General features: G+C 59.6%; 34 protein-coding genes. 26 read left to right on the forward strand and 8 right to left on the reverse strand.

What is annotated here, in order from left to right; genetic code table 11:
- Positions 1–8: 8 nt before the first annotated feature.
- The 4 genes from AC4IHP_RS06930 to AC4IHP_RS06945 all read right to left on the reverse strand — a co-directional run bounded on the left by AC4IHP_RS06930 (position 9) and on the right by AC4IHP_RS06945 (position 1,402).
- On the reverse strand, positions 9–254 hold the full coding sequence (locus AC4IHP_RS06930) for a hypothetical protein (protein ID WP_490831283.1): 246 nt from the start codon (positions 252–254) through the stop codon (positions 9–11).
- A gap of 76 nt (positions 255–330) precedes the next feature.
- Positions 331–696, reverse strand: a complete 366-nt coding sequence (locus tag AC4IHP_RS06935; protein ID WP_490831284.1) for a hypothetical protein — start codon at positions 694–696, stop codon at positions 331–333.
- On the reverse strand, positions 693–1,172 hold the full coding sequence (locus AC4IHP_RS06940; protein ID WP_490831285.1) for a YmfL family putative regulatory protein: 480 nt from the start codon (positions 1,170–1,172) through the stop codon (positions 693–695). Before AC4IHP_RS06940 ends, AC4IHP_RS06935 begins: the two co-directional genes overlap by 4 nt.
- A 29-nt stretch (positions 1,173–1,201) precedes the next feature.
- A complete protein-coding gene (locus AC4IHP_RS06945; RefSeq protein WP_490831286.1) occupies positions 1,202–1,402 on the reverse strand; it encodes a DNA-binding protein in 201 nt (66 codons plus the stop codon).
- A 109-nt stretch (positions 1,403–1,511) separates the two neighbouring features.
- Between AC4IHP_RS06945 and AC4IHP_RS06950 the strand changes: the two genes are divergently transcribed.
- Together AC4IHP_RS06950 and AC4IHP_RS06955 are read left to right on the forward strand one after the other, a co-directional pair.
- Positions 1,512–1,850 carry a helix-turn-helix domain-containing protein gene (locus AC4IHP_RS06950; protein WP_490831368.1) on the forward strand — a complete coding sequence of 113 codons (339 nt, stop codon included), beginning with the start codon at positions 1,512–1,514 and terminating at the stop codon, positions 1,848–1,850.
- A gap of 101 nt (positions 1,851–1,951) precedes the next feature.
- Positions 1,952–2,140, forward strand: coding sequence for a hypothetical protein (locus AC4IHP_RS06955; RefSeq protein ID WP_490831287.1), 189 nt, complete (start codon positions 1,952–1,954; stop codon positions 2,138–2,140).
- A 48-nt stretch (positions 2,141–2,188) separates the two neighbouring features.
- Here AC4IHP_RS06955 and AC4IHP_RS06960 read toward each other — a convergent pair whose 3' ends face one another.
- From AC4IHP_RS06960 to AC4IHP_RS06970, 3 genes are all read right to left on the reverse strand, one after another.
- Positions 2,189–2,446, reverse strand: a complete 258-nt coding sequence (locus AC4IHP_RS06960; protein ID WP_008084736.1) for an ogr/Delta-like zinc finger family protein — start codon at positions 2,444–2,446, stop codon at positions 2,189–2,191.
- Between the two features lie 65 nt (positions 2,447–2,511).
- On the reverse strand, positions 2,512–3,363 hold the full coding sequence (locus tag AC4IHP_RS06965; protein WP_490831369.1) for a phage portal protein: 852 nt from the start codon (positions 3,361–3,363) through the stop codon (positions 2,512–2,514).
- Complete coding sequence (locus tag AC4IHP_RS06970) at positions 3,302–5,359, reverse strand: terminase large subunit domain-containing protein (protein WP_490831288.1); 2,058 nt, start codon at positions 5,357–5,359, stop codon at positions 3,302–3,304. Before AC4IHP_RS06970 ends, AC4IHP_RS06965 begins: the two co-directional genes overlap by 62 nt.
- Before the next feature lie 162 nt (positions 5,360–5,521).
- Between AC4IHP_RS06970 and AC4IHP_RS06975 the strand changes: the two genes are divergently transcribed.
- The 24 genes from AC4IHP_RS06975 to AC4IHP_RS07090 all read left to right on the forward strand — a co-directional run bounded on the left by AC4IHP_RS06975 (position 5,522) and on the right by AC4IHP_RS07090 (position 22,773).
- Positions 5,522–6,442: a GPO family capsid scaffolding protein gene (locus AC4IHP_RS06975; protein WP_490831289.1), complete on the forward strand. Its 921-nt coding sequence runs from the start codon at positions 5,522–5,524 to the stop codon at positions 6,440–6,442.
- 1 nt (position 6,443) lies between these two features.
- Positions 6,444–7,463 carry a phage major capsid protein, P2 family gene (locus AC4IHP_RS06980; RefSeq protein ID WP_490831290.1) on the forward strand — a complete coding sequence of 340 codons (1,020 nt, stop codon included), beginning with the start codon at positions 6,444–6,446 and terminating at the stop codon, positions 7,461–7,463.
- A complete protein-coding gene (gpM, locus tag AC4IHP_RS06985) occupies positions 7,460–8,185 on the forward strand; it encodes a phage terminase small subunit (RefSeq protein ID WP_490831291.1) in 726 nt (241 codons plus the stop codon). Before AC4IHP_RS06980 ends, gpM begins: the two co-directional genes overlap by 4 nt.
- Before the next feature lie 98 nt (positions 8,186–8,283).
- Positions 8,284–8,745 carry a head completion/stabilization protein gene (locus AC4IHP_RS06990; protein WP_490831370.1) on the forward strand — a complete coding sequence of 154 codons (462 nt, stop codon included), beginning with the start codon at positions 8,284–8,286 and terminating at the stop codon, positions 8,743–8,745.
- Positions 8,742–9,188 carry a phage tail protein gene (locus tag AC4IHP_RS06995; protein WP_490831292.1) on the forward strand — a complete coding sequence of 149 codons (447 nt, stop codon included), beginning with the start codon at positions 8,742–8,744 and terminating at the stop codon, positions 9,186–9,188. The genes AC4IHP_RS06990 and AC4IHP_RS06995 overlap by 4 nt, the downstream gene beginning before the upstream one ends.
- On the forward strand, positions 9,175–9,858 hold the full coding sequence (locus AC4IHP_RS07000; RefSeq protein WP_463400311.1) for a phage virion morphogenesis family protein: 684 nt from the start codon (positions 9,175–9,177) through the stop codon (positions 9,856–9,858). Before AC4IHP_RS06995 ends, AC4IHP_RS07000 begins: the two co-directional genes overlap by 14 nt.
- An 11-nt stretch (positions 9,859–9,869) precedes the next feature.
- Positions 9,870–10,985, forward strand: a complete 1,116-nt coding sequence (locus AC4IHP_RS07005) for a DUF2586 domain-containing protein (protein WP_490831293.1) — start codon at positions 9,870–9,872, stop codon at positions 10,983–10,985.
- A 5-nt stretch (positions 10,986–10,990) separates the two neighbouring features.
- Positions 10,991–11,440, forward strand: coding sequence for a phage protein (locus AC4IHP_RS07010; protein ID WP_064381012.1), 450 nt, complete (start codon positions 10,991–10,993; stop codon positions 11,438–11,440).
- Entirely contained in the window at positions 11,440–11,652 is a 213-nt protein-coding gene (locus tag AC4IHP_RS07015; protein ID WP_339433567.1) for a TraR/DksA family transcriptional regulator, read from the forward strand. The genes AC4IHP_RS07010 and AC4IHP_RS07015 overlap by 1 nt, the downstream gene beginning before the upstream one ends.
- A complete protein-coding gene (locus AC4IHP_RS07020) occupies positions 11,649–11,855 on the forward strand; it encodes a hypothetical protein (RefSeq protein WP_064392730.1) in 207 nt (68 codons plus the stop codon). The genes AC4IHP_RS07015 and AC4IHP_RS07020 overlap by 4 nt, the downstream gene beginning before the upstream one ends.
- On the forward strand, positions 11,852–12,385 hold the full coding sequence (locus AC4IHP_RS07025; protein ID WP_490831294.1) for a lysozyme: 534 nt from the start codon (positions 11,852–11,854) through the stop codon (positions 12,383–12,385). The genes AC4IHP_RS07020 and AC4IHP_RS07025 overlap by 4 nt, the downstream gene beginning before the upstream one ends.
- On the forward strand, positions 12,385–12,837 hold the full coding sequence (locus tag AC4IHP_RS07030; RefSeq protein WP_490831295.1) for a lysis protein: 453 nt from the start codon (positions 12,385–12,387) through the stop codon (positions 12,835–12,837). Before AC4IHP_RS07025 ends, AC4IHP_RS07030 begins: the two co-directional genes overlap by 1 nt.
- Before the next feature lie 43 nt (positions 12,838–12,880).
- Entirely contained in the window at positions 12,881–13,174 is a 294-nt protein-coding gene (locus tag AC4IHP_RS07035) for a putative phage tail assembly chaperone (RefSeq protein ID WP_490831296.1), read from the forward strand.
- A 23-nt stretch (positions 13,175–13,197) separates the two neighbouring features.
- A complete protein-coding gene (locus tag AC4IHP_RS07040) occupies positions 13,198–13,338 on the forward strand; it encodes a DUF6890 family protein (RefSeq protein WP_267804669.1) in 141 nt (46 codons plus the stop codon).
- Between the two features lie 7 nt (positions 13,339–13,345).
- Positions 13,346–15,331, forward strand: coding sequence for a phage tail tape measure protein (locus AC4IHP_RS07045; RefSeq protein ID WP_490831297.1), 1,986 nt, complete (start codon positions 13,346–13,348; stop codon positions 15,329–15,331).
- Positions 15,328–15,645, forward strand: coding sequence for a DUF2590 family protein (locus AC4IHP_RS07050; RefSeq protein ID WP_123533180.1), 318 nt, complete (start codon positions 15,328–15,330; stop codon positions 15,643–15,645). Before AC4IHP_RS07045 ends, AC4IHP_RS07050 begins: the two co-directional genes overlap by 4 nt.
- Positions 15,642–16,817, forward strand: coding sequence for a baseplate J/gp47 family protein (locus AC4IHP_RS07055; RefSeq protein ID WP_490831298.1), 1,176 nt, complete (start codon positions 15,642–15,644; stop codon positions 16,815–16,817). Before AC4IHP_RS07050 ends, AC4IHP_RS07055 begins: the two co-directional genes overlap by 4 nt.
- Positions 16,810–17,334: a phage tail protein gene (locus AC4IHP_RS07060; protein ID WP_490831299.1), complete on the forward strand. Its 525-nt coding sequence runs from the start codon at positions 16,810–16,812 to the stop codon at positions 17,332–17,334. The genes AC4IHP_RS07055 and AC4IHP_RS07060 overlap by 8 nt, the downstream gene beginning before the upstream one ends.
- 8 nt (positions 17,335–17,342) lie before the next feature.
- Positions 17,343–18,932, forward strand: a complete 1,590-nt coding sequence (locus tag AC4IHP_RS07065; protein WP_490831300.1) for a phage tail-collar fiber domain-containing protein — start codon at positions 17,343–17,345, stop codon at positions 18,930–18,932.
- An 8-nt stretch (positions 18,933–18,940) separates the two neighbouring features.
- The gene (locus tag AC4IHP_RS07070; protein WP_490831301.1) at positions 18,941–19,648 is read left to right on the forward strand and encodes a hypothetical protein; all 708 of its coding nucleotides are present in this window, start codon (positions 18,941–18,943) and stop codon (positions 19,646–19,648) included.
- A complete protein-coding gene (locus tag AC4IHP_RS07075; RefSeq protein ID WP_490831302.1) occupies positions 19,645–20,568 on the forward strand; it encodes a hypothetical protein in 924 nt (307 codons plus the stop codon). The genes AC4IHP_RS07070 and AC4IHP_RS07075 overlap by 4 nt, the downstream gene beginning before the upstream one ends.
- Positions 20,565–21,119, forward strand: coding sequence for a baseplate complex protein (locus AC4IHP_RS07080; RefSeq protein WP_490831303.1), 555 nt, complete (start codon positions 20,565–20,567; stop codon positions 21,117–21,119). The genes AC4IHP_RS07075 and AC4IHP_RS07080 overlap by 4 nt, the downstream gene beginning before the upstream one ends.
- Positions 21,116–21,808, forward strand: a complete 693-nt coding sequence (locus AC4IHP_RS07085) for a hypothetical protein (RefSeq protein WP_490831304.1) — start codon at positions 21,116–21,118, stop codon at positions 21,806–21,808. The genes AC4IHP_RS07080 and AC4IHP_RS07085 overlap by 4 nt, the downstream gene beginning before the upstream one ends.
- Positions 21,793–22,773, forward strand: coding sequence for a hypothetical protein (locus AC4IHP_RS07090; RefSeq protein ID WP_490831305.1), 981 nt, complete (start codon positions 21,793–21,795; stop codon positions 22,771–22,773). The genes AC4IHP_RS07085 and AC4IHP_RS07090 overlap by 16 nt, the downstream gene beginning before the upstream one ends.
- A 3-nt stretch (positions 22,774–22,776) precedes the next feature.
- Here AC4IHP_RS07090 and AC4IHP_RS07095 read toward each other — a convergent pair whose 3' ends face one another.
- Positions 22,777–23,979, reverse strand: a complete 1,203-nt coding sequence (locus AC4IHP_RS07095) for a hypothetical protein (protein WP_490831306.1) — start codon at positions 23,977–23,979, stop codon at positions 22,777–22,779.
- Between the last annotated feature and the right edge of the window lie 127 nt (positions 23,980–24,106).

Raw genomic sequence — 24,106 nt, forward strand, 5'->3', positions numbered from 1 at the left:
CATGATCTTTACTTCGCTGCTTTGAGGCTTTGGGTCAGGGCGCCGGAGAGAGCGCCGATCAGGTGTTTGCGAGCGGCCATCACTGGATCGTTCGTGAGGATCGATCCGTGACGCAGCCCTTCGGGAATGAGGCGGTATTGATCTGCGTACCAAAGGTCATTGAGGCTGAGACGGTACTGTTCACGCAGGTTGACCAAGAGGGCTTGGGCCTGATCAGGCGGCAGCTTTGCGTTGATGTTCAGGGCGTTTTCCATCGTCAAACCTCAATTTCGGGCGCAGCTCACCCAAACCCACGGTGTGTGGGACAGGCGATTTTTTTGTGGTTGGGTATTACGGGGTGGCTAAGCGAAAGCGCCCGATGTCCGGCGCGTTGATGATTCGCTCGTAGATCAGGCTGACAGGCACGGCCCATTGGCTGCCGGTCACTGGGTCAACTATCACGGTGTGGGTCGACGTGCTGCTCTGAATGTTCAGGCGCTGCCGATCACGAACAGCGACCATGGTGCTGTTGGCCAGGTGAACGATCCTTTCAGCGACCTGCGCTTGTACGTCGTAGTCTGCAACCAGGTTTTGAACGGCTCGGCTGAAAAGTTGCTGATCGTCGCTCAGGTGCTCGGACTGGTGACGTTCCAGAAACGACAGTGCAGCGCGCTGCAGAAGATCCTGGTATTCGTTCACTGCGGGCAGGGCAGTCATTGGGCTTTCTCCGACTTCGAAGCGTGCAGCTGAATGAGGGCGAGTACTTCGGCGTGCCTTGCGGCCAGATGCAGGGTGTCAGCTTGCAGGATCGCTTCAGCCTCAGCTTCATTGATGGTTCCGTCTTCCAGCGCCTTTGCAATGATCTGGTCGACCGTACCCTTCTTGGCTGCTGCCTCAACACACCGGGCGTACATTTCAACGTTGTCCAACGCGTCAGGCTCAACTACTGGAACGAACATGCCGCCGTACATCGCAGCGATGTACTCGGGCAAAAAGGTTGTTCCTGCCACGAGCTCAAGCTGGTAGATCTGCGCGTCGGTCAGCGGGCGGCTGTTGTTGTTCTCATAGGCGTGGTTGTCGAACTTCTTGAGCGGCAGACCGATGCGGGGGGCGGCGCATTCGCGTCCGCCTGGATAGGCGCAGATGATCGCGCTGACTACCTGACGCCGAGTTTTTAGAACTGTGGTTTTCATGTTCTGCTTTTCCCTGTGGCTCGATGCCACTACTGTTCAATCACGCCGTCTTTGATACCTAGCAGGACCGCGGCGCGATGTGCCTCCCCCCGGCGACCTTTTCTCCGACCGTTGAGAAGGTCGCTGACCAAATTCTTGTTCAAACCGTTTTTTCGGCAAAATTCCGCAATGCTCATTCCCTTCCGATCAAGCAGAGCGCGGGCTTGCTCCGGCGTAACTGGCACGGGCATAGTGTGTTGCCTCCTGTTCATATGGGTTGTTTTGTGTTCATTGAGGTGATTATGCACGTTATTTCGATCATGTACAGGTGAATGCTTGAAAAATTGTTCGTCCGAAACGTTGCAAGGGGGATCGGTTGGAGATCGCTTACGCGACGAACGAGTCAGGCTCAACCTGAATCAGGAAGATCTAGCAGTTGCGGGCGGCGTAAACCGGAACACGCAAGGAAGCTATGAACGAGGTGCGCGGCACCCTGATACCGCCTACCTTTCGGCGGTCGAAAGGTTGGGTGTGGATATCGCTTTCGTATTGACTGGGCGAAGATTTGTTGGCGATTCGTTGAATGCGGTGGAGGCTCAAATTATTGAGCAATACAGAGGTATTACGCCCTTCGACCAAGAGGCAATTCGCCGCTTCTTGCAGGCGATGGCCGATGACGCCGCCCGGAGTCAGAAGTAAACAGCAACACAGCAAACCAGACATTCGTCGCTCCCCAGTACCATCGCTAGCTTCCGCCCCGATAACGTCGATTCAGCAATGCACTTTATGGAGTAGTACGCATGTTGGATCGCACGAAACAAGAACGAATCAGCGTTGGTTTAAGTGAATTCGATTGGCTTGGGTTAACCCCGATGGAGCGTCGCCTGATCGGTCTTTACCGATCGTTGAACGAACAGGAGCAACACCAATTGCGCCGGCTTTCTGAGGTGTTAGCCACCAAACCAGAAGACGCTGCTAGCGACCGTTAACCGACCCTTGTAATAGACCGCCGTCACTATCCCGCCGGCGGTTCGTGACTACGCCACCGCCTGTGACCCAAGCTGTTCGAACAGCTCCCGCTGTTTCGCCCTGGGCATATCCCTCAAGTGATCAAACAACATCCTTTCGAATGACTGCGCCGATGGGCTCAACGTGTGCGAAAAGGTGAGATTCGCGACCCACGTGTGCCCACATTTTGCGTCCAGGCACTGGCAGTACAGCTTCGCGAACTCCGTTGATAGCTTCTCGCGTGAAGCGATCCGCCCTCTGTGCCCGCATTTGCATTCAACTCTCATTCTGTCCCTCCCCAGGGAAGCCAATCGCCATTAGTTTGCCACATCCCGTAGTGGCAATCTCTTAGCTAGGCAACGGATGCGGGAGAATTAACTGGCTCAATTGCCTCTCGCCAGTTGATTCGCCTATCTGGTCGCAAGGTGTCGTTGATTTGATCGAACAGCTGACAGATCGGCCGGATCTCGTTGCTGGTGTACACCCGGTCAATCTTTTCGATGTCGCCAAAACCCCCGCTGTTTTCCGGAATGATGCCGGCGAGCGCGGGGTTCATCCGCCAGGCGGCGATCACGTCGTTGCGGGTGATGTTCTTCACCTTTTCCAGCTCGTCTTTGGCTTGGAAGTCGCCCACGGGGATGATCTGGATCGCGTTCTCCTTGCCGTTCGGGATGTTGACGAACATCGAGCGGAAGTTGCCCACTCCCTTGCTGGAGCTGATCTGCGCGCGCAGGTTGTCTTCGTCCTCCTCGGTCAGGTCCGGGTCGTTGGTGTAGAAGATGTAACCGGCGTGGGCACCGTTGCTGTAGTAGCGCCGGCGGAACAACGTGGCGGCTTCGTTGAGCAGCAGCGCCTGCATGCCGCCCAAGTAGTCCGGCACCCCGTAGATGTTCTGTTCCACGTCATAGTCGAGAACGTGCTCGATCTCGTCCTGGTCGAAGTCCATGAACTTATTGTCAGGCAGCAGCATCCGGAAACCGCCGTCGACCTTGATCCGCATGTTTATCGCGGCCAAGTGCTGCAGCTCCAAGACTTGGCCGAAGGCGTTGGTGTCTCGATAGAAGAAGGCTTCGCCGAACACCATGTAGTCCAGCCCCGCGCAGCCCATTGTGCGAGCGCTACAGCCGGCCGAGGGCACCAGCTCACGCAGCAGCAAGTTGCGTTTGAATTTCGGGATTGCTCCGTGGTGCGCGTTGGCGCGCAACAGTTTGGCCAAGCCGGGACGTGACACTGGCGGTTTGTAGATTTCTCCGTCGTCGCTGAGAAACACGCCCAGGTACTCCCCGATGTTGCCCGACAGCACCTGTTCGGGTTCGCCGAACGTAAACGCCCGCATGGGTTGCTGCTGTCGTGCCTGCTGTTTGACCTGGTGTTTTTTGTGTCGAGGATTGGGCATTGTTTCCACTCGTGACGTAGCGGCTACGACGCCGCTTGTTGGTGTTCAAAGGTTCGTTGGCCAGGGCGTGCATGACCGCCCACGCGATGTCGGCGTGGCCGGTCGCGTCGGTGCGCGAAGCGCTGTAGGTGACCTGGCCGCTGCTGGTGGTGCCGCGTTTGATGGTCAGGAACGCCTGGGCGATGTCGGTCCATCCGGCATCCCATTCGATGCGGCTGCCTTGGATCGTGTCCTGGGCCTTGAGCACCAGGGCGTTCTTCGCCTCCAAGCTGTAATGAATTGGCGTCGCTTTAGCGTAGAAGTCGCGCACCAGGTCGAACACGCCGTAACCCACGCCGGTGACATCAATGCCGATGTGCTGGACGTTGAAACGCTCGGTCAGCTTCTTGACCTGAGCGGCCTGGTAGGTGAACGAGTGACCACGCCAGCTGTGCTTTTCCAAGATCCGGAACTTCGCGCCAGGCTCCAGCGGCGGGGCGATGACAACGCACGTCGCGTCGTCGCGAGTTCGGCTCGGGTCGTAGCCCAGCCAGACCGGGCTGTTGCCGAACGGTCGTTCCTCGTCGGGCTTGTAGTCCTCCCACAACGACAGGTCGGAATAGCACCGCTCCAGATCCTTGAGGCCGAACGCGCTCTGTGTGCTGTCGATGAACTTGCAGTAGAAGAGCTGCTGAAACTTGTCCTCGTCGTACTCCAGCTGCAGCTGCTCGAGGTCGAACAGATCGCAGCCGCCGTCGATCGCATCCTGAATGGTGATGGTCTTGCGCCATTGGCCGTCCGGACACAGCGCGCCTTGGGTGTACGCGGCCTCGATCGGCCAGGTGCCGCCGGCCTTTTTTCCGCGCTTGCTGTTGCGGAATTCTTCGCCGGTCCAGAACGGGTAGGCCTGGTGCGACACAGCGCTAGGCGTCGAAAAGTAGGTTTTGCGCCACTTCTTGTGGGTGCCCATGGCGCTGGCCACGGTGCTGAGTTTTTCGAAGTCGCGGATCCAGAAATATTCATCGACGTAGACGTGACCGTGGTAGCCCTGGGCGGTGCTGCTGTTGGTGCTGAGAAAGCGCAGCTCGGCGCCGTTGCTCAGCACGATCGGGTTGCCGGTCAGCTCGATGTCGAACCACTGCTTTGCGAACTGGATGATGTAGCTGCGGAAGATCTCGGACTGCGATCGGCTGGCCGACAGAAAGACCTGGTTGTCGCCACTCAACACCGCGTCCATGAACGCTTCGCCGGCGAAGTAGTAGGTCAGGCCCACCTGCCGACTTTTGAGGATGTTGCGGATTCGACACGTCAGCGGGTTTTGCTTGGCCGCGAACAGCTCCTGCTGGTAGCGGTACATCTTGCTGATGAACTGGTCCAGGAAGTCGACTTCGGTCAGCCCGCTGATGTCGTTCTTGGCCTTCTTCTCTTTCTTCTTGCCGCCGCCTTCGCCACGGCCGGTACGTTCGCCACGGGGTCGCTGGCGAGGTTCCGAGGAATCGCCCGAATCGTCTCCGATCGATGCCGCCGCCGGCGCCGGTTTGGCTGCTTGCTTCAGCAGTCTTTCGCGCACGACGGTCAGTCGGTCGAGTTCGTTTAGATCGTCCTTGGAAAGGCTGCCGACCTTGTCCAGCAGCAAGGTGATACGCCGGCCAACAGCGGTCAGCGGCTCCTCGTCCGACAGCATGTCCTCCCACCCACCCTGGCGGATCCAGTAGTAGACGATCCGGATGTTGGGCAGGTTGAGTTGCGCCTGAATTTCCTTGGCCTTACAGCGGCGTAGAAACAGGCGTTTGGCGGCTTCTTTAACTTCGGTCGAGTAGTACATGGGCCGCAGTCTATGCGGCGAAAACAGCGAAAACGCGGGGTTAAATTCTGCGATAAACCTAGATCTTGAATCTAGGAGGAACGCGCAATTGAACCGTTTGTTAGGGGGCAGTTTGCTCCATATCTTGGCGGCTCAAATCACCGATTGAGCGCAGTTATCCCCATGCCCCGTTCCCTTGTTTCGTTCTGGAAACGTGTCGCCACCAGCGGCGCGACCGTTGATGGCCGAGTGATCCTTCCCCAGGAACTGCGCGATATCGCTGAAACCTACAAGCCATCCTTTTACACGGCAGTGATCTGGTGTGATCACGAGCGCTGGCCTGGTTCGCACGGCACCGTATACGCCGTGCGCTTGGTGGAAGAAGCCGAAGATCTGGAACCGGGCGAAGTGGCGCTGGAAGCGCAATTGAAGCCCAACGACCGGCTGCTGTACCTGAATGACCAGGGCCAGAAGCTGTTCACCAGCATTGAGATCACCCCTGACTTCCGGGGCAAAGGCAAAGCCTACCTGACCGGCATGGGCGTAACCGACCAGCCCGCGAGCGTGGGCACTCAGGAACTCTATTTCTCCCACAAGAATAACCGCGCCTCGTATTACGCCGCCTCGGTCGAACTTGGCCGCCTGCAGGATGACGGCCCGAGTACCGGCGAAAGCGGCTTGATCAACGCCCTGACCGCTTTTTTCAAGCGATTCGCCACGGACGTGCTGCCCACCGAACCCACTCCACCCAACACAGAGAGCAAACCCCCAATGGATGAAGCTACAGCAACGGCTTTGACAGCCCTGGTGGCACAGCTGCTGGTTGTCGCTGCCGGCCTTCAAGCCGTCATTGAGCCCGCCGCCGCAGACGCACCCGAACCCGATCAGGATCTGATCGATGATGTCAGCACGGCAGTAGACGACATCGTCGCCACCGCCGAGGAGGAGCGCGAGTTCCGCCGCAAGGCCAAGGGCAATCAATCCGTACTGGCGAAACTGGACGCGCTGCAGAAGCAATTCTCTGCGCTGCAGAACACCTCGAACGGTCGCCAGTTGCCGCGCAATGCGGGTCCTGTAACCACTGTCAAAAAGCGGGTGCTCTGACATGGCCTATTCCCTGAGTGCCTTCGGCGCCCAAATGTACGCGGAGCTGCAGCTCGCTATTGCTGAAAACTACGACGTCGAACTCGCCACGAAGCAGTTCAGCGTCGAGCCGACCATTGCCCAGGAGCTGAACGAGGCCATCACGGCCAAGTCGGACTTCCTGCAGCGGATCAACGTCATTCCGGTGACCGAGATCAAAGGGCAAAAGGTGTTCCTCGGCGTGTCCGGCCCAGTTACCGGCCGCACCAATACGAAGACGAAAGACCGCGAAGCCAAAGATGCGTCGGCGCTGGATCAGTCCACGTATGAGCTGTCTTCCACCGAATCCGACGTGGGCCTGCCGTACGCGAAAATCGATGCGTGGGCCAAGTTCCCGGACTTCCACCAGAAGTACTCCGCAGCCGTTCAAAAACAGATCGCCCTGGACCGCATCATGGTCGGCTTCCACGGCACGCATGCTGCCGATCAGAGCGACATCGAGCTGTATCCGATGTTGCAGGACGTCAACAAAGGCTGGCTGCAGCAATTGCGTGAGCAGGCCCCGCAGCAGGTACTCAAGGAAGGCAAGGTCGCCGGCAAAGTCACCCTCGGCCCGAACGGTGACTACGCCAACCTCGATGCCCTGGTGCATGACACCAAGCAGATGGTGGACGAGCGTCTGCGTGACGCCGGCGACCTGGTCGCGATCATTGGGTCCGACTTGATGGCCGCCGATAAGGCGAAGTTGTACGCCAAACAAGGCGACGTGCCGACCGAAAAAGAACGCATTGAAGAGGCTCAGGTGATCGCTACCTACGGCGGTCTGCCGAGCTTCAGCGTGCCGTTCTTCCCGGTCAACGGCGTGCTGGTTACCAGCTGGGACAACCTGTCGATCTACTTCCAGGACTCCAGCTGGCGTAAGCAGACGGTCGACAACCCGAAACGCTCCCGCGTCGAGGACTACAACAGCCGCAACGAAGGGTATGTGATCGAGCAGTTGGAGAAGATCGCGCTGACCGAAAACGTGGAGCTGGTGGCGTGAGCCTGGCCCTGGCGCACAAGCGCCGCACCTTGGCCATGGGCGTGACCGCTGCTGCCGCAGCCCTCTCAGGTGCGGCCATGGCGTATACCCCGGCCGACGCGCTGAACAGCCCCGCGAATGCCCGCAAGCATCTGATGCTGCAGGAAGCGGCGTTGGATCAGGATCTGGCCCGCATCAGTGCCATCAATGGCCTTGCCGGTCGCCAGGCACTGAAGCGCGAGGAGCTGCTGCCCAAGTACCAGGAATACGTCCAGCGCTATTGCGAATCGGGACTCAACTTCCCGAATCGTGTCGCCGTGCAGGTGATGGTCTGGCTGTTCGACACCGCGCAGTTCGATGACGCCCTGGAGCTGGCGGACTTCCTGATGGAGCAGGGCCAGCAGATGCCGGAGCGCTTCAAGCGCCGGGATATCCAGACCTTTGTTGCAGACGCCGTGTGCGAGTGGGCTTACGCCGAATACACCGCCCAGCGCAGCCCTGAGCCTTACCTGTCCGATCTGTTGCCACGTGTTGACGGTGAGTGGGAGCTGACGGAGCAGATCCCGAGCAAGTACCACAAGTTGATCGGCATGCGCGCCATGGAGGCGAAGCAATGGGATGTCGCGCTCAAGCATCTGGAGCGCTCCACCGAGCTTTACGCGCAGGCCGGTAACAACACTCGCATCAAAGAGGTCCGCAGGGCCTTGGAAAAACAAGCGGCCGCTAACCCGGCTTCCGAATAACCGACTACCCCCCCCAGCGGGAACCTGTGGAAGTGAGCCGCCCATTTATGGACCGTCCCACTGAAAACAGGCTTCCCGCCCTATTCGAGTGGCCAGCAATGAGCTTTTCCGGGAAACCCACCACCTTTGTGGAACATGCGATCGAGAACGACGGCTTCTGGCCGGATCTCTCCGTGACCGAGTTCCAGAAGGGCTACCGCCTGCCGGCGGAGTACCTGGTAGAGATGCTGGTTATCAACCTGGCTACGGCCATGGCGCAGGTCAACAGTGATCTGGCCAGTTTAAAAGCGCGCTGGCAGGGCGCTGGAGTGTCACGCGTTGAATCTGCAGACACCACCGTCCTGCCGGAGCGCACCTTTCAAGCTGAGACGTACAAGCGCGCTGTGTATTGCCGTGCGAAGGCCAGTTTGCTGCCTGAATTCGCTTCGATTATCCGTCGCGAAAGCGCGGAGAACCTGGGCAAGGAAGCCCCCGAGCGCAAGGAAACCTTCCTCGAGTTCAGCCAGCAGGCTGTCCGATCGCTGCAGGGTCGCGGCCGCATCACGGCGGTGCTGCTGTGATCAAGCTCCGCGCCCTGACCACGTACCTGATCGAGCGCCGCTTGGTCTTGGCCGAGCAGCTCGACAGCTGGACCAACCAGGTGAATCTCGAACTGATCTGGAAGCCCGACGTCGGCGGCATGCGCATGGGTGATATGCGCTACAGCGCCACGATCGCGCTGGAGCGTTTCGCCGATCACCCGGGGCGTCTGATGGCGTTGGTGGGCAGTTGGCTCGAGGGCAACGACCAGGACCGCGACGAACTGCCGGCGGCGAAGTTCGATATCACGATGCTCGACAACGATCTGGCCGACGTCGACATCACCCTCGAATTCATCGAGCCGCAATACCTGGCCGAGGATCCGGAGGGCGAAATCGAAGGTTTTGGTAAGACCTGGTCGTTCATCCCGTTTGACCTGTGGGTCGCTGAACACGGCGAGGTGTCGAGCCATGGCCGGTCGTAGCACCGTCGATCTCGACATCAGGGGCTATCTCGGGGCGCAGGAACAACTGGCCTTGCTCAGCCTGCCGCCAAAACTGCGCCGGCGTTTGCTGAACAACGTCTCCAAACGTGTGCGATCGATGAGCCGCAAGCGCGTGCGCGATCAGCAGAACCTGGACGGCTCGCCGTTCGAGGCGCGCAAGGGGTCGAGCAAGGGCAAAAAGAAGATGGAAGCGGGCTTGGCCAAGCTGATGCAGGTCACCAGCGTCAGTGCCGACGAAGCCGTGCTTGGTTGGAAAAATGCCCTCACCAGTTGGGTCGCGGCGCAGCAACACAACGGCGTCAGTGAGCGCCGTACGGCCGCTCAAATGAAGCGGTGGAATACCGTTCCCGCCGGCCTGGCTGCCACGGAAAAGCAGGCTAAACGCCTGCGCAAGTTAGGTTTCAAGGTTCGCCAGGAGGGCAAGAAGTCCCTGACCAGACCGTCAGTGGCTTGGATTCAAGAACACGTCAACTACGCCAGGGCGGGGCTACTAATCCGCATCCTGGACGACGAAAAAACCGAGAGCAGCGGCGCACAAAGCTGGGAGATCACCTTGCCCAAGCGCCAATTCATCGGCGTCGGCACTGAGGGCGATACCGCCTCGCTGCTGAACCAGGTGCTCGAACAAATCCTTAATTCACCCCGCTAGCGAGGCACTGCATGGCACTCGGCAAAGTCAGCGTTAACAACCTCAATCTCGGCCAAGGTGCCGTGACTGAGATCGAACGCTATTTCCTTTTCATCGGCACCGCCGCCAAAAACGTCGGGCAGTTGCTCGCCCTCAACAACGACAGCGACCTCGACGGTTCGCTGGGTATTCCGGCCAGTGACCTGAAAACCCAGATCACGGCCGCACGTCTCAACGGCGGCGATCGCTGGGCGTGCCTGGCCGCTCCGATCGCTGCAGACGGTGATTGGTCCGACGCGCTGGACAATGCTCAGCAGCAGGGCTTCTCCGTCGAGGCGGTGGTTATCACTAAGCCGGTGACCGAAGGCGCGCAGTTGTCGGTCATGCATGACGCGGCGATCGCACTAAACAACAAGTACGGCCGCCGCGCGTTCGTCATGGCGGCAACTGGCGGCATCACCGTGCAGCAGACCTGGTCGGAATACCTGATCGAGCAGAAAGCGATCACCTCCGATCTGGCTGCGCCGCGTGTCCTGGTCGTGCCGCAGTTGCACGGCAATGACCTGGGCGTGCTGGCTGGCCGACTGGCCAACGCCGCCGTGAGCATTGCCGACAGTCCGATGCGCGTGGCGTCTGGTGCACTGCTGGGCCTTGGCACCGTTCCCGTCGACAAGGAAGGCGTGCCGTTGCCGTCCGCCATTCGCGCCGAGCTGGACGCCGCACGTTTCTCCGTGTCGCAAACCTATGCCGATTACCCGGGCGTGTTCTGGGGCGACGGCAACATGCTCGATGCGCCGGCCAGTGACTTTCAGGTGGTCGAGTACCTGCGCCTGGCCGACAAGGCCGCTCGCCAAGTCCGCCCGTTGCTGATCCGCCGTGTGGGTGATCGTCGCTTGAACAACTCGCCCAACAGCATGGCTGCCGCTATCAGCGCATTCATGAAGCCGCTGCGGCAGATGGCCAAGTCCACCACCTTCGCCGGCGAGGTGTTCCCGGGCGAGATCGAATCGCCCAAAGACGGCGACATCGTCCTGGTGTGGCACACCAAAACCAAGGTTGAGATCTACATCAAGATCCGGCCGCTCAACTGCCCGAAAGACCTGACAGCGAACATCGCCCTCGACCTTTCCAGCGAAGATTCGGAGTAACCCTTATGTCCCGTATTGGCGGTAAAAACTTCGACATCAACCTGGGCGATCTGCAGATCCATGTCGAAAGCTGCACCCTGGATATCACCGACAACACAGCCGTGGCGCAAACCCGTGGCGTGCCCAACGGCACCGTTGACGGCGATGTGTCTGCCAGTGGCGAGTTCGAGTTCGACACCAACAACTTCAACCTGCTGATCGAGGCGGCGCGCTCTGCCGGCAGCTTCCGCCAGTTGGAGCCTTTCGACTCAGTGTTCTTCGCCAAAGCAGGCGATGAAGAGCTGCGCATCGAGGCCTTCGGCTGCAAGTTGAAGGTGTCCAGCCTGCTCAGTGTCGACCCGAAAGGCGGCGAGAAAACCAAGCACAAGGTGCCGTTCGACGTTTCCAGTCCGGACTTCATCCGTATCAACGGCGTGCCGTACCTGGCTGCGGCCGAGATCGAGGGCCTGCGCTGATGGTCTGCCCGTTCGACCGCGCCCAGGCATTGGAGCAACGCCAGCGTGATCAGGCGATCGCCGCTCAGCTGGCCCGCACGCGGCCGATCGGGCCAAGCCTGACCCATTGCGAAGACTGCGATCAGCCGATCCCGGAAAAACGCCAGGCGCTGGGCGGTATGACCCGCTGCGTGCCGTGCCAAACCATTTTTGAGAAAGAGGTTCTGCGATGAGCGCGAATCAGGTCGCCCAGGACACCGCCGTTGCCTTGGCCAAGGCGTCGCCCGCAATCGGCGTGGCCGCTACAGGTGTGACGGGCGCCGTCGATTGGTCGGCGGTCGCCTACATGCTGACCGCGCTCTACATGGTGCTGCAGATCCTTCTGCTGATTCCCAAGTATCGCCAGATGCTGCTCGACTGGAAGGGCAAGTCGTGAGCCTGCGCACCAAGATCGCCGCCGGCGCCATTGTGCTGGCCAGCGCGCCTTTGCTCGCGTTCCTGGGCAAGTGGGAAGGCAACGGCCAGAACGTGGTGTACGCCGACAAGTTGGCCCGTGGCCTGCCTACGGTGTGCAAGGGCATCACCCGTTACACCAGTCCGGATCGGCTGATCGTCGGTGACTACTGGTCGCCGGCACGTTGTGCCGAGGTGGAGCAGCTGGTGATCGAGAAAGGCCAGTTGGCTCTGGCGGACTGCCTGAGCAATCAGGCGATCGGCCAGAAGACTTTCGACGCCCTGAGCAGCCATGGCCACAACTTCGGTGTGCCCAGTACCTGCGCCAGTCGGGCCGTCGGCCTGATCAATGCCGGCCATATTGCCGAGGGTTGCAAGGCATTGGCCTGGGCGCCGGATGGCAAAACACCGGTGTGGTCATCGGTCACCGATGCCCAGGGCCGCAAGCAGTTTGTACCCGGGCTGCACGCTCGCCGGCGCGCCGAAGCGGCGATGTGTGCGGAGGGGCTGTGATGCTCCGCGAGATCGTGTTTCCGCTGCTGGTGTGCCTGGCGGCGTTCGTTGGCTTCGACATCCTGCAGGGACAGCGCGACACCGCCCGGGCAGAACGTGATGCAGCCCAGTACGAAGCCAGCGGCCTGCGTGAAGCCGCCCGAATCAGCGGCGAAATGATCGCCGCCCGAGACGCGATAGACCGTAACCGTACCCAGGAACTGAACGATGCACGCACTGAAATCGATGCTTTGCGCCTTGACGTTGCCGATGGTCGTCAGCGGCTGCGCGTCAAAGCCACCTGCAGCAGCACCACGCCAGACACCGCCGCCGGCGGCGTGGCTGATGCAGGCACCGCCGAACTCGCAGCAGACGCTCGATCGGATTATTTCACCCTCAGAGATCAGCTTGCCCTCAGCAAGCAAATGATCCTGGGCCTGCAGGACTACGTCAGCCAGGTGTGCCTGCGCTGACCCGAATAACCCCTTTACCCCAACCACAAAAACGGACATGAACATGAGCCAGATCCAATCCCGCGACATCACCCTGGAAGTCGGTACCAAGGAATTCACCTTCACCCTGTCGCCCCAGGACGTGACCAAGTACTTCAACGCCATGACTGCCAACAACAAGGTCGCGCCGTCGTTCAACCTGCTGAGCAGCACCGTGTTGCCGGCGCAAAAACCCGAGTTGCGCGAGTTGATGGCCAACCCGGTGATGACCATGCAGATCGCCGGCGCGCTGCTCGAGGAGTACGCCCCTGACGTCGAGATCATTGTAAAAAAGCCCTTGAGCACGCTGACCGCCTGACCGAGGACGGTTTGGGCCAGTTGATGGCCCTGACCAGCCGTTGGCTACCTGGTGCCGAGCCCAGCATTGAAAACATGGGAACGGCCAAGTGGCTTGAAGACGAACACTGGAAGCGCATGGAATTTGCCGTAGCCAACGGCATTGCCCATGCGCTGAACGGATAGGACACACATGGCCGACCGTAGCGCCCGCCTGGACTTCATCCTGGCCCTGACCGACAAGGTCACTGCACCGTTGGGCAAGGTGAAGGCGGGTTTTTCCGACCTTACCGAGCAAAGCGAAAAAAACATCAAAACGATGGGCATGGGCTTGGCCGGTGTCACGGGTGCTTTCGTCGGTATCAACGAATCGCTGCAGCCTGCCCTGGAAATGAACCGCGCACTGGGCGAGGTCAAATCCTTGGGCGTGGCTGAGGACGCGCTCACGGCGCTGAATCAAAAATCTCTGGAGTTCTCGGTGGCCTATGGCGAGAACGCCCGGGATTTTGTCGCTTCGGCCTACACCATCGAGGGTGCCATCAAGGGCCTGACTGGCAACCAGCTCGCCACGTTCACCAACACCAGCAACCTGTTGGCCAAGGCCACCAAGTCCGACGCCGAAACGATGGGCGCCTATGTGGGCACCATGTACAACCTGTTCAAAGGCCAGGCCGATGCGATGGGCAAGGGCGAATGGGTTGAAAAGCTGGGCGGGCAGACGGCGTTGGCCGTGCAACTGTTCCGCACCGACGGCGCCCAGCTCAAGGACGCCTTCAAGGAAGTCGGCTCGATCGCCACCGCCGCCGGCGTGGACATCGCCGAGCAATTCGCGGTGATCGGTTCGCTGAGCAGCACCATGGAAGGTGGTGATGCCGGCGGCCGCTACAAAGCGTTCTTCGAGAACCTGGGCGCCGCTTCCGAAAAGATGGGAATGAAGTTCACCGACTCCAACGGCAAGGCGTTGCCGATGCTGCAGATCATGGAAAAGCTGCAGGGCAAACTCGGCGATCTGACCAGTGCGTCGGCCAACACCAAACTGATGGAGGTGTTCGGCGGGGAGGGTGCGCAGGTCATCACGTCCCTGGCCAAGGACACCGATCGGCTGCGCAATGGCATGGACAAGCTCGGCAAGGTTCGCGGCCTCGAGGACGCCGAGAACATGGCCAAAGCCATGGTGGACCCGTGGCAACAATTTGCAGCTGCAGTCGAAGCGCTGCGCATTGCCTTCGGCCAGGCGCTGATCCCGATCCTGACGCCGCTGATGGCCAAGCTTTCCGGCATCGCCGGCACCATGACTCGCTGGACCCAGATGTTCCCCAACATCACCCGGGTAATCGGCATCGTCTCGCTGACGATCCTGGGGCTCATTGCCGCCATGTCATTGCTGACCTTTGCGATCGGCGCCGGGCGCATGGCCTGGCTCGCCGTGGTGACCGTCTGGAAAGTCGTGCAGTTGCTCAACTTGCGCGCCGTTGCCGGCTTCCTGCTGCAGGTCGCTGTTATTGCGTTGTACGTGGCTGGCTTGACGATCCTGTACACGACGATGGCGTTGATTCGCGGCGCGATGATGCTGTGGCAGGGCGCGATCTGGCTGGTCAACGCGGCGATGCTGGCCAACCCGGTCGTGTGGATCGTGATCGGCGTTATGGCCCTGGTCGCGGCCGTAATTGCGGCGGTCGTTTACTGGGACGAGTGGACAGCTGCGCTGATGAACAGCGAGGCGTTCAAGTGGGTCAGCGATCAGCTCACCGCGCTGTCGGACTGGTTCACGTCCATGGGCGGCTGGAGTGGCATGGCCAAGGCCGCTTGGGACGGCATCGTCGCGATCTTTCACAAGTCGATCAACAGCCTGATCGAGATGCTAAACAAGATCCCCGGCGTCGACATCGAGACCAAGTTCGGCGCCATGCCTGAAGTGCCCGGTACCGACATTGGCGTCAACAACGTGGACGCCTCTGCAGCTGCGCAAAAAGCCCAGCAGACCATCAACGCGGCCATTCCAACCCTGTCGCCAGCGCGACCTAACGCCGTGCCGGCGGGCGGCCTGCTGACCAGCATTCAGAACAACAACAGCAGCCAGAACCGAGGCATGCACGTGGAGAAAGTCGAGATCCATAACAACAAACCTATGACTCAGCTGGAGATGGAAAACATGGTGAACATGGCGGTACCGGGATGAGCGAATACATCGACCTGCTGATCCACGACAACGACCTGGTGCTCGATCCGTCCCGCCAGCCCGAGCTGATCGATGACCGGGCCAGCATCGCCCAGGACATCGCCCACATGATCCGCGACAGCGGCCTGCTGGTGACGTTGGTGGCCGAGCGCAACCGCCTGAAACAGCGCGACTGCATTCAACAACTTGAGCTGCTGGTCGAGGCAGACGAACGCCTCGTACCGGGTACGGCACTGATTACCCAGCTTGAGCCTGGGCAGTTCCTGGTGACGGCCACAACCCTGAAATTCGGCAGTATCGAGGTGACGTTGTGAGTGACGTGGATTTCAAACAAGCCCTGTCCGACGCCGGCATTCCGACCACTGAGGCCGGCCTGCGCCAGGCGTGGGAAGCGGAAGTACTTGCCCAGGGCAGCAAACTGAGCAACACCAGCACCTGGTCACCGTTCTGGCGGGTAGTCACCGCGCTGGTGACCAAACCCGTACTGTGGATCCTCGATTTCTTTGTCTCCACGGTGCTGCCGAATTTCTTCGTCAAAACCGCTGTGGATGCTTGGCTGGACATGCTGGCCTGGGGCGTAAACGTCGAGCGCAAGGGCGCGACCAAAGCCAGCGGCCTGCTGCTGTTCACCCGTGTCGCCCCCGGCGGTGCGCTTGAGGTCGCCAAAGGCACGGTGGTGCAATCCGCCGCGATCAATGGCCACGTTTACCAACTGGTGACTACGGCGGTCGGAACCTTCACCGATGGCCTGATGCAGTTGCTGGTTCCGGTCGAAGCGGTGGATGTTGGCAGCGGCTTCAACTTGGCGCCCGGTTACTACGCCGTGTTACCGGTGCCGATTCCCGGCATCGCCCAGGTCGTCAACGCTGACGGCTGGCTGACCACGCCAGGCGCGGACAGGGAGCCCAACGATGAACTGCGTTTGCGTGTGCGCAATCAGTTCTCGGCGGTCAACCAATGGCACACCGACGCGGTGTACCGGGCGATGATTTCAGCGTTCCCGGGCGTGCGTCCGGATGGCGTGTATTTCGAACATGGCGCGCCACGTGGTCCGGGCAGTGCCAACGCCTTCGTGCTGTTCGATGCTGACGTGCCTGCAGCGACTTACCTGGAGCAAATCAACTCGCACATCCGGGACCAGGGCAACCATGGCCACGGTGACGATCTTCTGGTGATGGTCATGCCGGAAACCCTGCACGCGTTGCGGGTGACCCTCTGGCCGCGCTCCACCCTGAGCGATGCCCAGCGGCAAACCCTGCAGGACGAAACCGCGCTGTTCATCCGCGCGGCGTTTCGCGAAAGCACCGCCAGCGACTACCAGCCGACGCTGACTTATCCACAGTCGCGCTTTTCATTCAGCCGCCTGGCTGAAGAGCTGCACCAGCAATTCCCGGGGATCGAGTCGTTGCACTTCGACAACGACGACATCCTGTCAGAGCTGAACATCCCCCGGATCCAGAGTCTGGAGGTGCTGACGAATGATTAAGCTCGAGCTGAAATTCTGGTTGGCTGGTACCGAGCTGACCAAGCTCAAGGACGCCGCGCAGTCCTGGTGGGGCAAGGTCGAGGGCTGGTTGCGCTGGCCGCTGCTGCAGCTGGACGCTGGCACCTGCCATTTGACCATGCTCGATTTGCTGGCCTGGCAGCGCGACATCACCCGCTTCAAAGGCGAGCCCGAAAGCATGTACCGCTTGCGCGTGAAGTTCGCCTTCATCAACGCGGTCGACGCCGGCAGCACCGCCGGGATGAAACGCATCCTGCAGCGCTTGGGCGTCGGCTACATCGAGATCGAGGAGCGCATGCCCGATCGGGATTGGGACGTCGTGCTGCTGCGTTTCTCCGACACCCAGCTTTCACAGAACCCGGAACTGCTGCGGGTTTTGATTCAGCAATACGGCCGCACCTGCCGCCGTTATGACTTCGTGACCATCACGCCGGTGCCGTTTCGCATCGCTCTGGTCGACTTCAACGACGACCAGCAAACGCTGGTTGCCAGTCTTTAGGAGCCCCCATGGGAGCCAGTATTACCCTTGCGGGTGAAAGCCTGATCGCACAGAAACACGCCGCCCAGCTGGGCCTCGATGTCACGCGCTTTATTTTTGCCAACGTGCCCGGGCTTGATCCGAGCGGGCCGGTTGATCGCGCCGCGCCGAAACCTGCCGCCGCGCAGATCGTTCACGTTTACGATATTCCCAAGGAGAACGCCGGCTACGTGAACCCCAACCAGGTGGTCTACAGCTCGCAGATCGGCTCCGACGTCGGCGACTGGGACTTCAACTGGATCGGGCTCGAGACGGCCGAGGGCGTGCTGTTCGCCGTGGCCTATGTGCCGCTGCAGATCAAGCGTCGCAACATTCCGCCGCTGCAGATCGGCAACAACCTGACGCGCAACTTTCTGGTGGCGTTCGACGGTGCCCAGGCGCTGACCGGCATCACGATCGATGCCAGCACCTGGCAGCACGACTTCACCGTGCGCTTGGCCGGCATCGATGAGCGTGAGCGATTGAGCAACCGCGACGTCTTTGGTCGTGCGTGTTTCTTCGGCGCCTCGCTGCAGTTGGTGAAGGTCGGCAGCGCTTATCAGCTGCAACCGGGCAGCGCCTACGTCGAAGGCATTCGTCTGGTGCGCTCTGCCGCGCTTGCGGTAGTGCCGCCGGCATTCCCCACCACAGCGTGGCTGGACGTTTCCCTGCAGCGAGAACTCAGCGATGTCGTGGCCAGCTGGAACGTGGTGTTCGCTGCCGATCGTCCGGACTACACCGACAGTGCCGGCGTGCGCCATTACTGCGTGGCACTGGCGGATTTGCCGAGCGCCGGCACCGTCACCGATCGCCGAAGTGTCGAGCTGATCGACGGGTCGCTGGTGAAGCACTTCGCGGCGCGCACGGGTGATTACGAGTTCCTGCGCGCCCGCGCGACCACCAAAGAAGACGTGGACCTGGGCAATCTGCCGAACGCCAAGAGCGACGACCCCAGCACGAACAGTAGCGAGATTCTGGCTACGACAGCGGCACTCAACAGACTCCAGCAACAGGTCGGTGAATCGTTAACGGGCATGGTGGCTTCGTTCGCGATGAGTACAGCGCCAACTGGCTGGCTCAAGTGCAACGGCGCCGTGGTGTCGCGCACTACATTTGCCAGCCTCTTTGCGCGTATCGGTACGGTGTTTGGGGCCGGTGACGGCACCAGTACCTTCGGCGTACCTGATCTGCGTGGCCTGTTTCTTCGCGGCCTGGACGATGGACGCGGTATCGATGCCGCTCGGGTACTTGGCGCTTATCAAGAAATGATGCATCAGTCCCACACTCACACTGCGTCGGCCGGTGCAGATGGTAATCACATCCACGGCGCGTGGACTGATTCGCAAGGGGCGCACACCCACGTGACTGCAGGCGCGCCCGGCATTGGTCAAGGTGCGCCCGGCGTCAACTCGGTGCAACAGTCGAGCGGTGCGCATGAAACTGCATGGGCTGGAGCCCACTCGCACAACGTAGGTATGAATGGCAGCGGAAACCACTCTCACGCGATCACCGTTAATGCTGCCGGCGCCGCCGAAACGCGGCCAAAGAACATCGCCCTTCTTTTCTGCATCAAGTATTGAGACCGAGCATGACTGACAAACTCGTTTATCAGACAGACCATCTGGGTATGTTCATTGGTACCACTGAGGCTGACGAATCGCCTCTTGAACCGGGCGTGTACCTGATCCCCGGGGGCTGCGTTGAAACACCCCCACCTGCTGCTCCCGAACATCAAGTTGCTTGCTGGAACGGCGAGAATTGGCAACTTGTGGACTACTTGGGCGGCGTAGTGGTCTACAACACGGAGTCCGGCGAGCCCCGCACCCTGGAAGGATTTGAGCGGATACCGTCCGGATACACCATGAAAAAGCCCGGGCCGAATCAGGTCTGGAAAAACGGCGCTTGGGTGGATGACATCGACGCAGTGTTGACTGCACTGCAGGGCCAAAAACTGCTGATGATCGAAGCGGACTACGCGGCTTTTATCGCCGGTGGCTTCAACTCCAAGGCTTTGGGTGAGGTACACCGCTATAGCAGTGCCATTGATGACCAGGTGGATCTCAATGGCCAGGTGCTGCTGGGCGTGGACGACGTTTACCCATGTTGGGACGCCGAACAGGTGAAGGCATTTCGACCGCACACCATCGCCCAGTTGCAGCGTGTCAGTCAGGATCTGGTGCGTTTCAAGCAGGGTGCTCAGCAACACGCGGACAGCTTGCGTGAAACCTTGGACAAAGCTCGGCAAAGCAAAGATCTCAAGATGATGAAAGCCGTCACCTGGAAGCTTTCGGCATGACCTGGTCACCGGTGACCATGCGCTGGCCAGAACAAGCCACGCAATGGATGGAAGGACTGAGCGCAGCTCAGGATCTGGCCGGCGGCGAGCTGGCCAGCACTGCGTTACGTCTGGCGAGCCTCGACGGCATGACCAGCACGAACCCGGGGCCAGTCGGCGACGCGGCGAAAGGTGCGATCGCCGCCGGCCGTGCAGCGATGGCGGGGCAGTTGGGTGAGGCGCCTGCTTGCCTGGTGGTGACACCGTTCCAGAGCGGCATTGGCCAGGGACGCGGCAATCAGCGTTTTCTGTCTGCGCCGAATCTGCTGCAGCAGCTGGCCGGCAAACTGATCGACGCCACCGACACTGGTCGGCCGACCGGACCGCAGTACGCGCTGTCACTAATGTTCCTTGGCACCAATTACGCCCAACTGGCCGCCACGCTGTCGCGCTTCAATGCGCTGCTACCGATCCCGGACCTGGTGCGCACCGAACGTCGGGCCGGACATCTGTCGACGCTGGAGACAGACAAGTGGGTGATCCCCAGTTCTGGCCCGCTGCCGCGTTGGCAATCGCTGCCGCTTGAGCGCTGCACGTTGGTCAAAGCTGCGAAGCAATCGATGTCCGGCCAACTGGCGGTGCTTGAGAGCTACGCGGCGGACAGTTCACCGATGGCCGATCTGGCAGCGCTGGCCACACGTAAAGCGGCGCAGCAGCAGGGCCGGGATCAACAGCTGAATGACCTCAAGGCGCTGCTGGCCGGAGGCTCGGCAGATACCAGCATGCGCGCACGGCTGATCGGCCCGGGCGATGTCAATGAACTGCGCCGCTCGCTACTCGAAGGCGAAGCACCAGGTCATGAGTGGGTGCTGTCTGCAGGCGTGCTGCTGGTGGGGTCGCTGGAAGGCTTGAGCTTCGTGCGGGAGCTGGTCGGCCTATGACGCTATTACTCGACGGCGAGCAGGTTCTGGGCAAGCGGATGAAGATCACCGCCAACCTGCGCATCGAAGCCGATGACATGTCTGGCCAAACCAGCAATACCGAGACTGCCCACAAGGGCTTCAAGCCGAAAACCCTAGCGGTGTCGCTGATGATCCCCTTCGTTGATGCGGTGCAGATGCGCACGATCATGCGTCTGGCCGAGGCCACGGCCGGCGGTGGCCAGCTCAAGATGTACCGGATCGTCAACGATACCGCCGCAGCGTTCGGTATTCGTGAGGTGCAGTTTTCGGACGGTGTCAGCGCCCGGGAAGACGACACGCTGGCCGCTTGGCTGGTCCAGTTCACACTGTCGGAAAAAGCCTCGAACCCCGAGAAGGTCGAACAGCGACGGGCAGCGAACGGCGTCAGTGCTCAGTCTGCACCTGGTCAGGCGGTCGGCGGCGCCGCAGGCGGTGCGGCCGGTGGTGGGACTGGAAGCGAGGCCCAAGAAATGAGCGGCTTTGAAAAGACCCTCAAGAAGCTGGATGACTACCTGGCGCCCAAAACATGAAGCTGCATAAGGTTTTGACGATCGCCGGCCAGGTCTACCCGCTGATCAAGGACGAAGTGCGCCTGGACATCAAAAGCCCTGGCCGTGCGACGTTCACGGTGCAGGCCGGCGAATCGTTGAAAGGGCTGGTGACGCTGGATATCGGCTACAACGAGCGCACGCTGCAGCGTCACTTCCTTGGCTACGTCGAACGGTCGACCGCCGCCAACAGGACCCAGCAGCTGGTGGCTTGCCGCGAGTTATCCTCGATCCTGGCCAACCCTTTGCCGTTGAACCTGCGTCACGTCGACCTGCAGGCCGTGCTGGCCGAGATCAGCGATAAAACCGGGCTGGGCTTCCGGGTTCCGGACAAGGCTTATGCCAAGGTCAAAGCGCCGTATTTCTACAGCCTGGCGGCGGGTTATTTGGCGATGGACAGTCTGGCCAACGTCTTCAACATCCCCGACTTCATCTGGCAGCAGCAGGGCGACGGCGAAGTGTTCGTGGGCAGTTGGGCCGACAGCTTCTTCGGTACCCGCACTGCGCTGCAGCTGCCGGTCGAACTGTTCGACGGCTACCAGGGCAATCAAAGCGCGGTGATCGCGCCCCTTCCGGGGCTTCGACCAGGCGCAACCATCAACCAGGGCGAGCGAATCACCAGTGTGACGCTCGCCGGCAATCAAATGGCGATCAAATGGACGACGCAATAAAGCGCAGCGTAGCGCGCCAGTTTCCTGAATTGAGCGGCGGTTACCACCTGCCGCGCTTTGGCCGCGTGGTTGCGGTACCGGATGCGCCGGCGGCGCCCGGGCTGTGTGACGACTTCCGGCCGCGCTTTGGCGTCGACGTCGAAGTGCTGCTTGCCGATGGCGAGCCTGATCCGGATCTGCCGATCCTCGAAGGCCTGCCATTGCCGGCGCCGATGGGCGGACAAGAAGCGGGGATGTTTGGCTTTCCGGAGGAGGGAACCACCGTTGTGATCAGCTTCGCCTATGGCCTGCCACACAAGCCGTTTATCACGCAGATCCTGCCGCACGGTCTGAGTCTGCCCCGGGTGCCGAAGGGCGACCAGGTGTGGCAGCACAGCGAGGCATGCCAGCAGCGCGTCGACGCCGATGGCAACTGGTTGCGCCAAACCGATGGCAAGATCCAGGACAAGGCGATCGAGCGCGAGGTCGAAGCCCTGGACAACACCGAGGCCTTCCAGAATCACACTAGGACAGTGGACGACCATTCAACCGAGACCGTGGGCGGCATCAAAAAGATCGAGGCGCTGGGTGCGCTCAAGTTGCTGTCCGGTGGGTCTGCAAGTCTGGCGGCTGTGGGTGATTTGCACCAAGGCACTGGCCGCGACTTGAATCTGGTGGTTGGGCAAAAGTACAACGCCACGGTGGGCGACGACATGGACGAACGCATTCAAGGAATGCGTAAGAGCGTGGCGGCGGTGAGCCAGCACTTTCAATCACCAAAAACCTGGTTAGGGTCGGACAGCGTCAATGTACTGCAAGTGCTATGCGACCTTATAGAGTTGGTAGGCCAAATGAACATTCAGCTCGCTGGCCATGTGCATACCCCAGGGCCGACGCCTGGCCCAACCGATGTCGCAATGTTCAATGAAAAGCTCGCGACAGCGAGCCTACTAAAACTGAAGTTAAAGCCAATAATAAAAACTTAGATATTAGATTTTATTAAGTTTTTTTAGTCGTTGATATTCTCGCACTTGTCTATGCATGTAAAGTTTGAATTGCTTGTCCTCTTTAAGGTTTGGGGCGGCTACATGTTCAAATAGTGATTTCTTTATGATTTCTATTTGCGGGGTCAGATGCAATAAAAAGGCTGGGGCTTTTTCAATGAAAGGGTCTACTATAGTTAGTGTGTGGTGGGGCGATGAGCATAACCATTTGGTTAAGATTTCGTTTATATGCAAATCACCGAAGCCATAGCCGATGCATGTAAGATGCTTTACATGATAAATATCTGACCGGAATTTGTCGAACATTACAGTCAGTCCCTTGTGATAGGTGCTGTTTTGTTTTTGAAACTTGAATGCACCGGTAATCAAGCTTCGGTCAAAAAATTGCACTTCGCGAGCGGAATCTCTCATTGTAAGCATCTGAATTGTTCGTATTCCGTCCTCCATCTCGACTTTATGGTTCGCGTTGTTGAGATCTACGAGTAGTTGAATATGGTCACCGGGTAGCCTCCCAGGCGAGCAAAAACGGATGTAATCATTGCAGGAGTTAAATAGGTAAGTGTCTAACCCTCCGTGTAGTTTGTATAAATTTACTCCCCGCTCTCCCGGTGCAAAAAAGTCTAATTGACCATTGCTCATTTGCTCGCTAGTTAGTACTTCGAAGTTGAATGCGAGTGAGGCACCATTAAATGCATTTTCGCAGTAGGCTTTATTGCTGTAAAATCCCGCTTTTAAAGGCTCCGCCATGAAAGAGCAGATTTCCTCGATCATCACGTCGTGATTCAAGCTGAATATTCGTAACGGCTCGTCGTCTCGAAAATATCTGCGAATGCCTTCCAGATAGCTCAGCCCCAGAATAGTCATTTGCTTTTTACCTGAGTGTTCGCTGATCAAGTAACGAGACACCATGTCCACCAAATGAGTGCGAATGTTCTCATAACTCGCTTTAGATGGTCCCTGTCGCTGAGCCATAACTTCAATAGCACCGATAACCGCCTCATAGTGCAAGTCGCCGTGTGCTAGCAACTTTAGAAAAAAATCGGTTGAATCTTCACTCCAGTTTGAATGCTTGGAAAATTTTCTAACCAATTCAGGGGTGTGGTCCGCCCTCACAGTCTCGGTTAGCTCCACTACTAAGGGCATTCCGAGTTCGTAAGAAGCTCCTGCTCCTAGAAAAAGTCCCTGCATGATCGATTCCCTATAGATTCTGATAGCAGCGTAGAGCGTAGCACTCTGTCTACTTTTCAGCGTTGTCTACGTGTCTTGGACTACGTACAGAAAAATATCTGGTAACTCACATCCTTTTATCAATAGA

The organism is Pseudomonas sp. UF-293, from assembly GCF_058245595.1.

What these genes read in the sequence shown, in the direction of transcription:
- AC4IHP_RS06940 (WP_490831285.1), bottom strand. Translation starts at nt 1,172, where the DNA reads ATGAAAACCACAGTTCTAAAAACTCGGCGTCAGGTAGTCAGCGCGATC.
- AC4IHP_RS06955 (WP_490831287.1), top strand. Translation starts at nt 1,952, where the DNA reads ATGTTGGATCGCACGAAACAAGAACGAATCAGCGTTGGTTTAAGTGAA.
- AC4IHP_RS07010 (WP_064381012.1), top strand. Translation starts at nt 10,991, where the DNA reads ATGTCCCGTATTGGCGGTAAAAACTTCGACATCAACCTGGGCGATCTG.
- AC4IHP_RS06935 (WP_490831284.1), bottom strand. Translation starts at nt 696, where the DNA reads ATGACTGCCCTGCCCGCAGTGAACGAATACCAGGATCTTCTGCAGCGC.
- AC4IHP_RS06930 (WP_490831283.1), bottom strand. Translation starts at nt 254, where the DNA reads ATGGAAAACGCCCTGAACATCAACGCAAAGCTGCCGCCTGATCAGGCC.
- AC4IHP_RS07090 (WP_490831305.1), top strand. Translation starts at nt 21,793, where the DNA reads ATGGACGACGCAATAAAGCGCAGCGTAGCGCGCCAGTTTCCTGAATTG.
- AC4IHP_RS07015 (WP_339433567.1), top strand. Translation starts at nt 11,440, where the DNA reads ATGGTCTGCCCGTTCGACCGCGCCCAGGCATTGGAGCAACGCCAGCGT.
- AC4IHP_RS06970 (WP_490831288.1), bottom strand. Translation starts at nt 5,359, where the DNA reads ATGTACTACTCGACCGAAGTTAAAGAAGCCGCCAAACGCCTGTTTCTA.
- AC4IHP_RS07070 (WP_490831301.1), top strand. Translation starts at nt 18,941, where the DNA reads ATGACTGACAAACTCGTTTATCAGACAGACCATCTGGGTATGTTCATT.
- AC4IHP_RS06945 (WP_490831286.1), bottom strand. Translation starts at nt 1,402, where the DNA reads ATGCCCGTGCCAGTTACGCCGGAGCAAGCCCGCGCTCTGCTTGATCGG.
- AC4IHP_RS07085 (WP_490831304.1), top strand. Translation starts at nt 21,116, where the DNA reads ATGAAGCTGCATAAGGTTTTGACGATCGCCGGCCAGGTCTACCCGCTG.
- AC4IHP_RS07035 (WP_490831296.1), top strand. Translation starts at nt 12,881, where the DNA reads ATGAGCCAGATCCAATCCCGCGACATCACCCTGGAAGTCGGTACCAAG.
- AC4IHP_RS07000 (WP_463400311.1), top strand. Translation starts at nt 9,175, where the DNA reads ATGGCCGGTCGTAGCACCGTCGATCTCGACATCAGGGGCTATCTCGGG.
- AC4IHP_RS07075 (WP_490831302.1), top strand. Translation starts at nt 19,645, where the DNA reads ATGACCTGGTCACCGGTGACCATGCGCTGGCCAGAACAAGCCACGCAA.
- AC4IHP_RS07045 (WP_490831297.1), top strand. Translation starts at nt 13,346, where the DNA reads ATGGCCGACCGTAGCGCCCGCCTGGACTTCATCCTGGCCCTGACCGAC.
- AC4IHP_RS06980 (WP_490831290.1), top strand. Translation starts at nt 6,444, where the DNA reads ATGGCCTATTCCCTGAGTGCCTTCGGCGCCCAAATGTACGCGGAGCTG.
- AC4IHP_RS07060 (WP_490831299.1), top strand. Translation starts at nt 16,810, where the DNA reads ATGATTAAGCTCGAGCTGAAATTCTGGTTGGCTGGTACCGAGCTGACC.
- AC4IHP_RS07030 (WP_490831295.1), top strand. Translation starts at nt 12,385, where the DNA reads ATGCTCCGCGAGATCGTGTTTCCGCTGCTGGTGTGCCTGGCGGCGTTC.
- AC4IHP_RS07065 (WP_490831300.1), top strand. Translation starts at nt 17,343, where the DNA reads ATGGGAGCCAGTATTACCCTTGCGGGTGAAAGCCTGATCGCACAGAAA.
- AC4IHP_RS06975 (WP_490831289.1), top strand. Translation starts at nt 5,522, where the DNA reads ATGCCCCGTTCCCTTGTTTCGTTCTGGAAACGTGTCGCCACCAGCGGC.
- AC4IHP_RS06960 (WP_008084736.1), bottom strand. Translation starts at nt 2,446, where the DNA reads ATGAGAGTTGAATGCAAATGCGGGCACAGAGGGCGGATCGCTTCACGC.
- AC4IHP_RS07020 (WP_064392730.1), top strand. Translation starts at nt 11,649, where the DNA reads ATGAGCGCGAATCAGGTCGCCCAGGACACCGCCGTTGCCTTGGCCAAG.
- AC4IHP_RS07080 (WP_490831303.1), top strand. Translation starts at nt 20,565, where the DNA reads ATGACGCTATTACTCGACGGCGAGCAGGTTCTGGGCAAGCGGATGAAG.
- AC4IHP_RS07095 (WP_490831306.1), bottom strand. Translation starts at nt 23,979, where the DNA reads ATGCAGGGACTTTTTCTAGGAGCAGGAGCTTCTTACGAACTCGGAATG.
- AC4IHP_RS07050 (WP_123533180.1), top strand. Translation starts at nt 15,328, where the DNA reads ATGAGCGAATACATCGACCTGCTGATCCACGACAACGACCTGGTGCTC.
- AC4IHP_RS07040 (WP_267804669.1), top strand. Translation starts at nt 13,198, where the DNA reads ATGGCCCTGACCAGCCGTTGGCTACCTGGTGCCGAGCCCAGCATTGAA.
- AC4IHP_RS06990 (WP_490831370.1), top strand. Translation starts at nt 8,284, where the DNA reads ATGAGCTTTTCCGGGAAACCCACCACCTTTGTGGAACATGCGATCGAG.
- AC4IHP_RS07005 (WP_490831293.1), top strand. Translation starts at nt 9,870, where the DNA reads ATGGCACTCGGCAAAGTCAGCGTTAACAACCTCAATCTCGGCCAAGGT.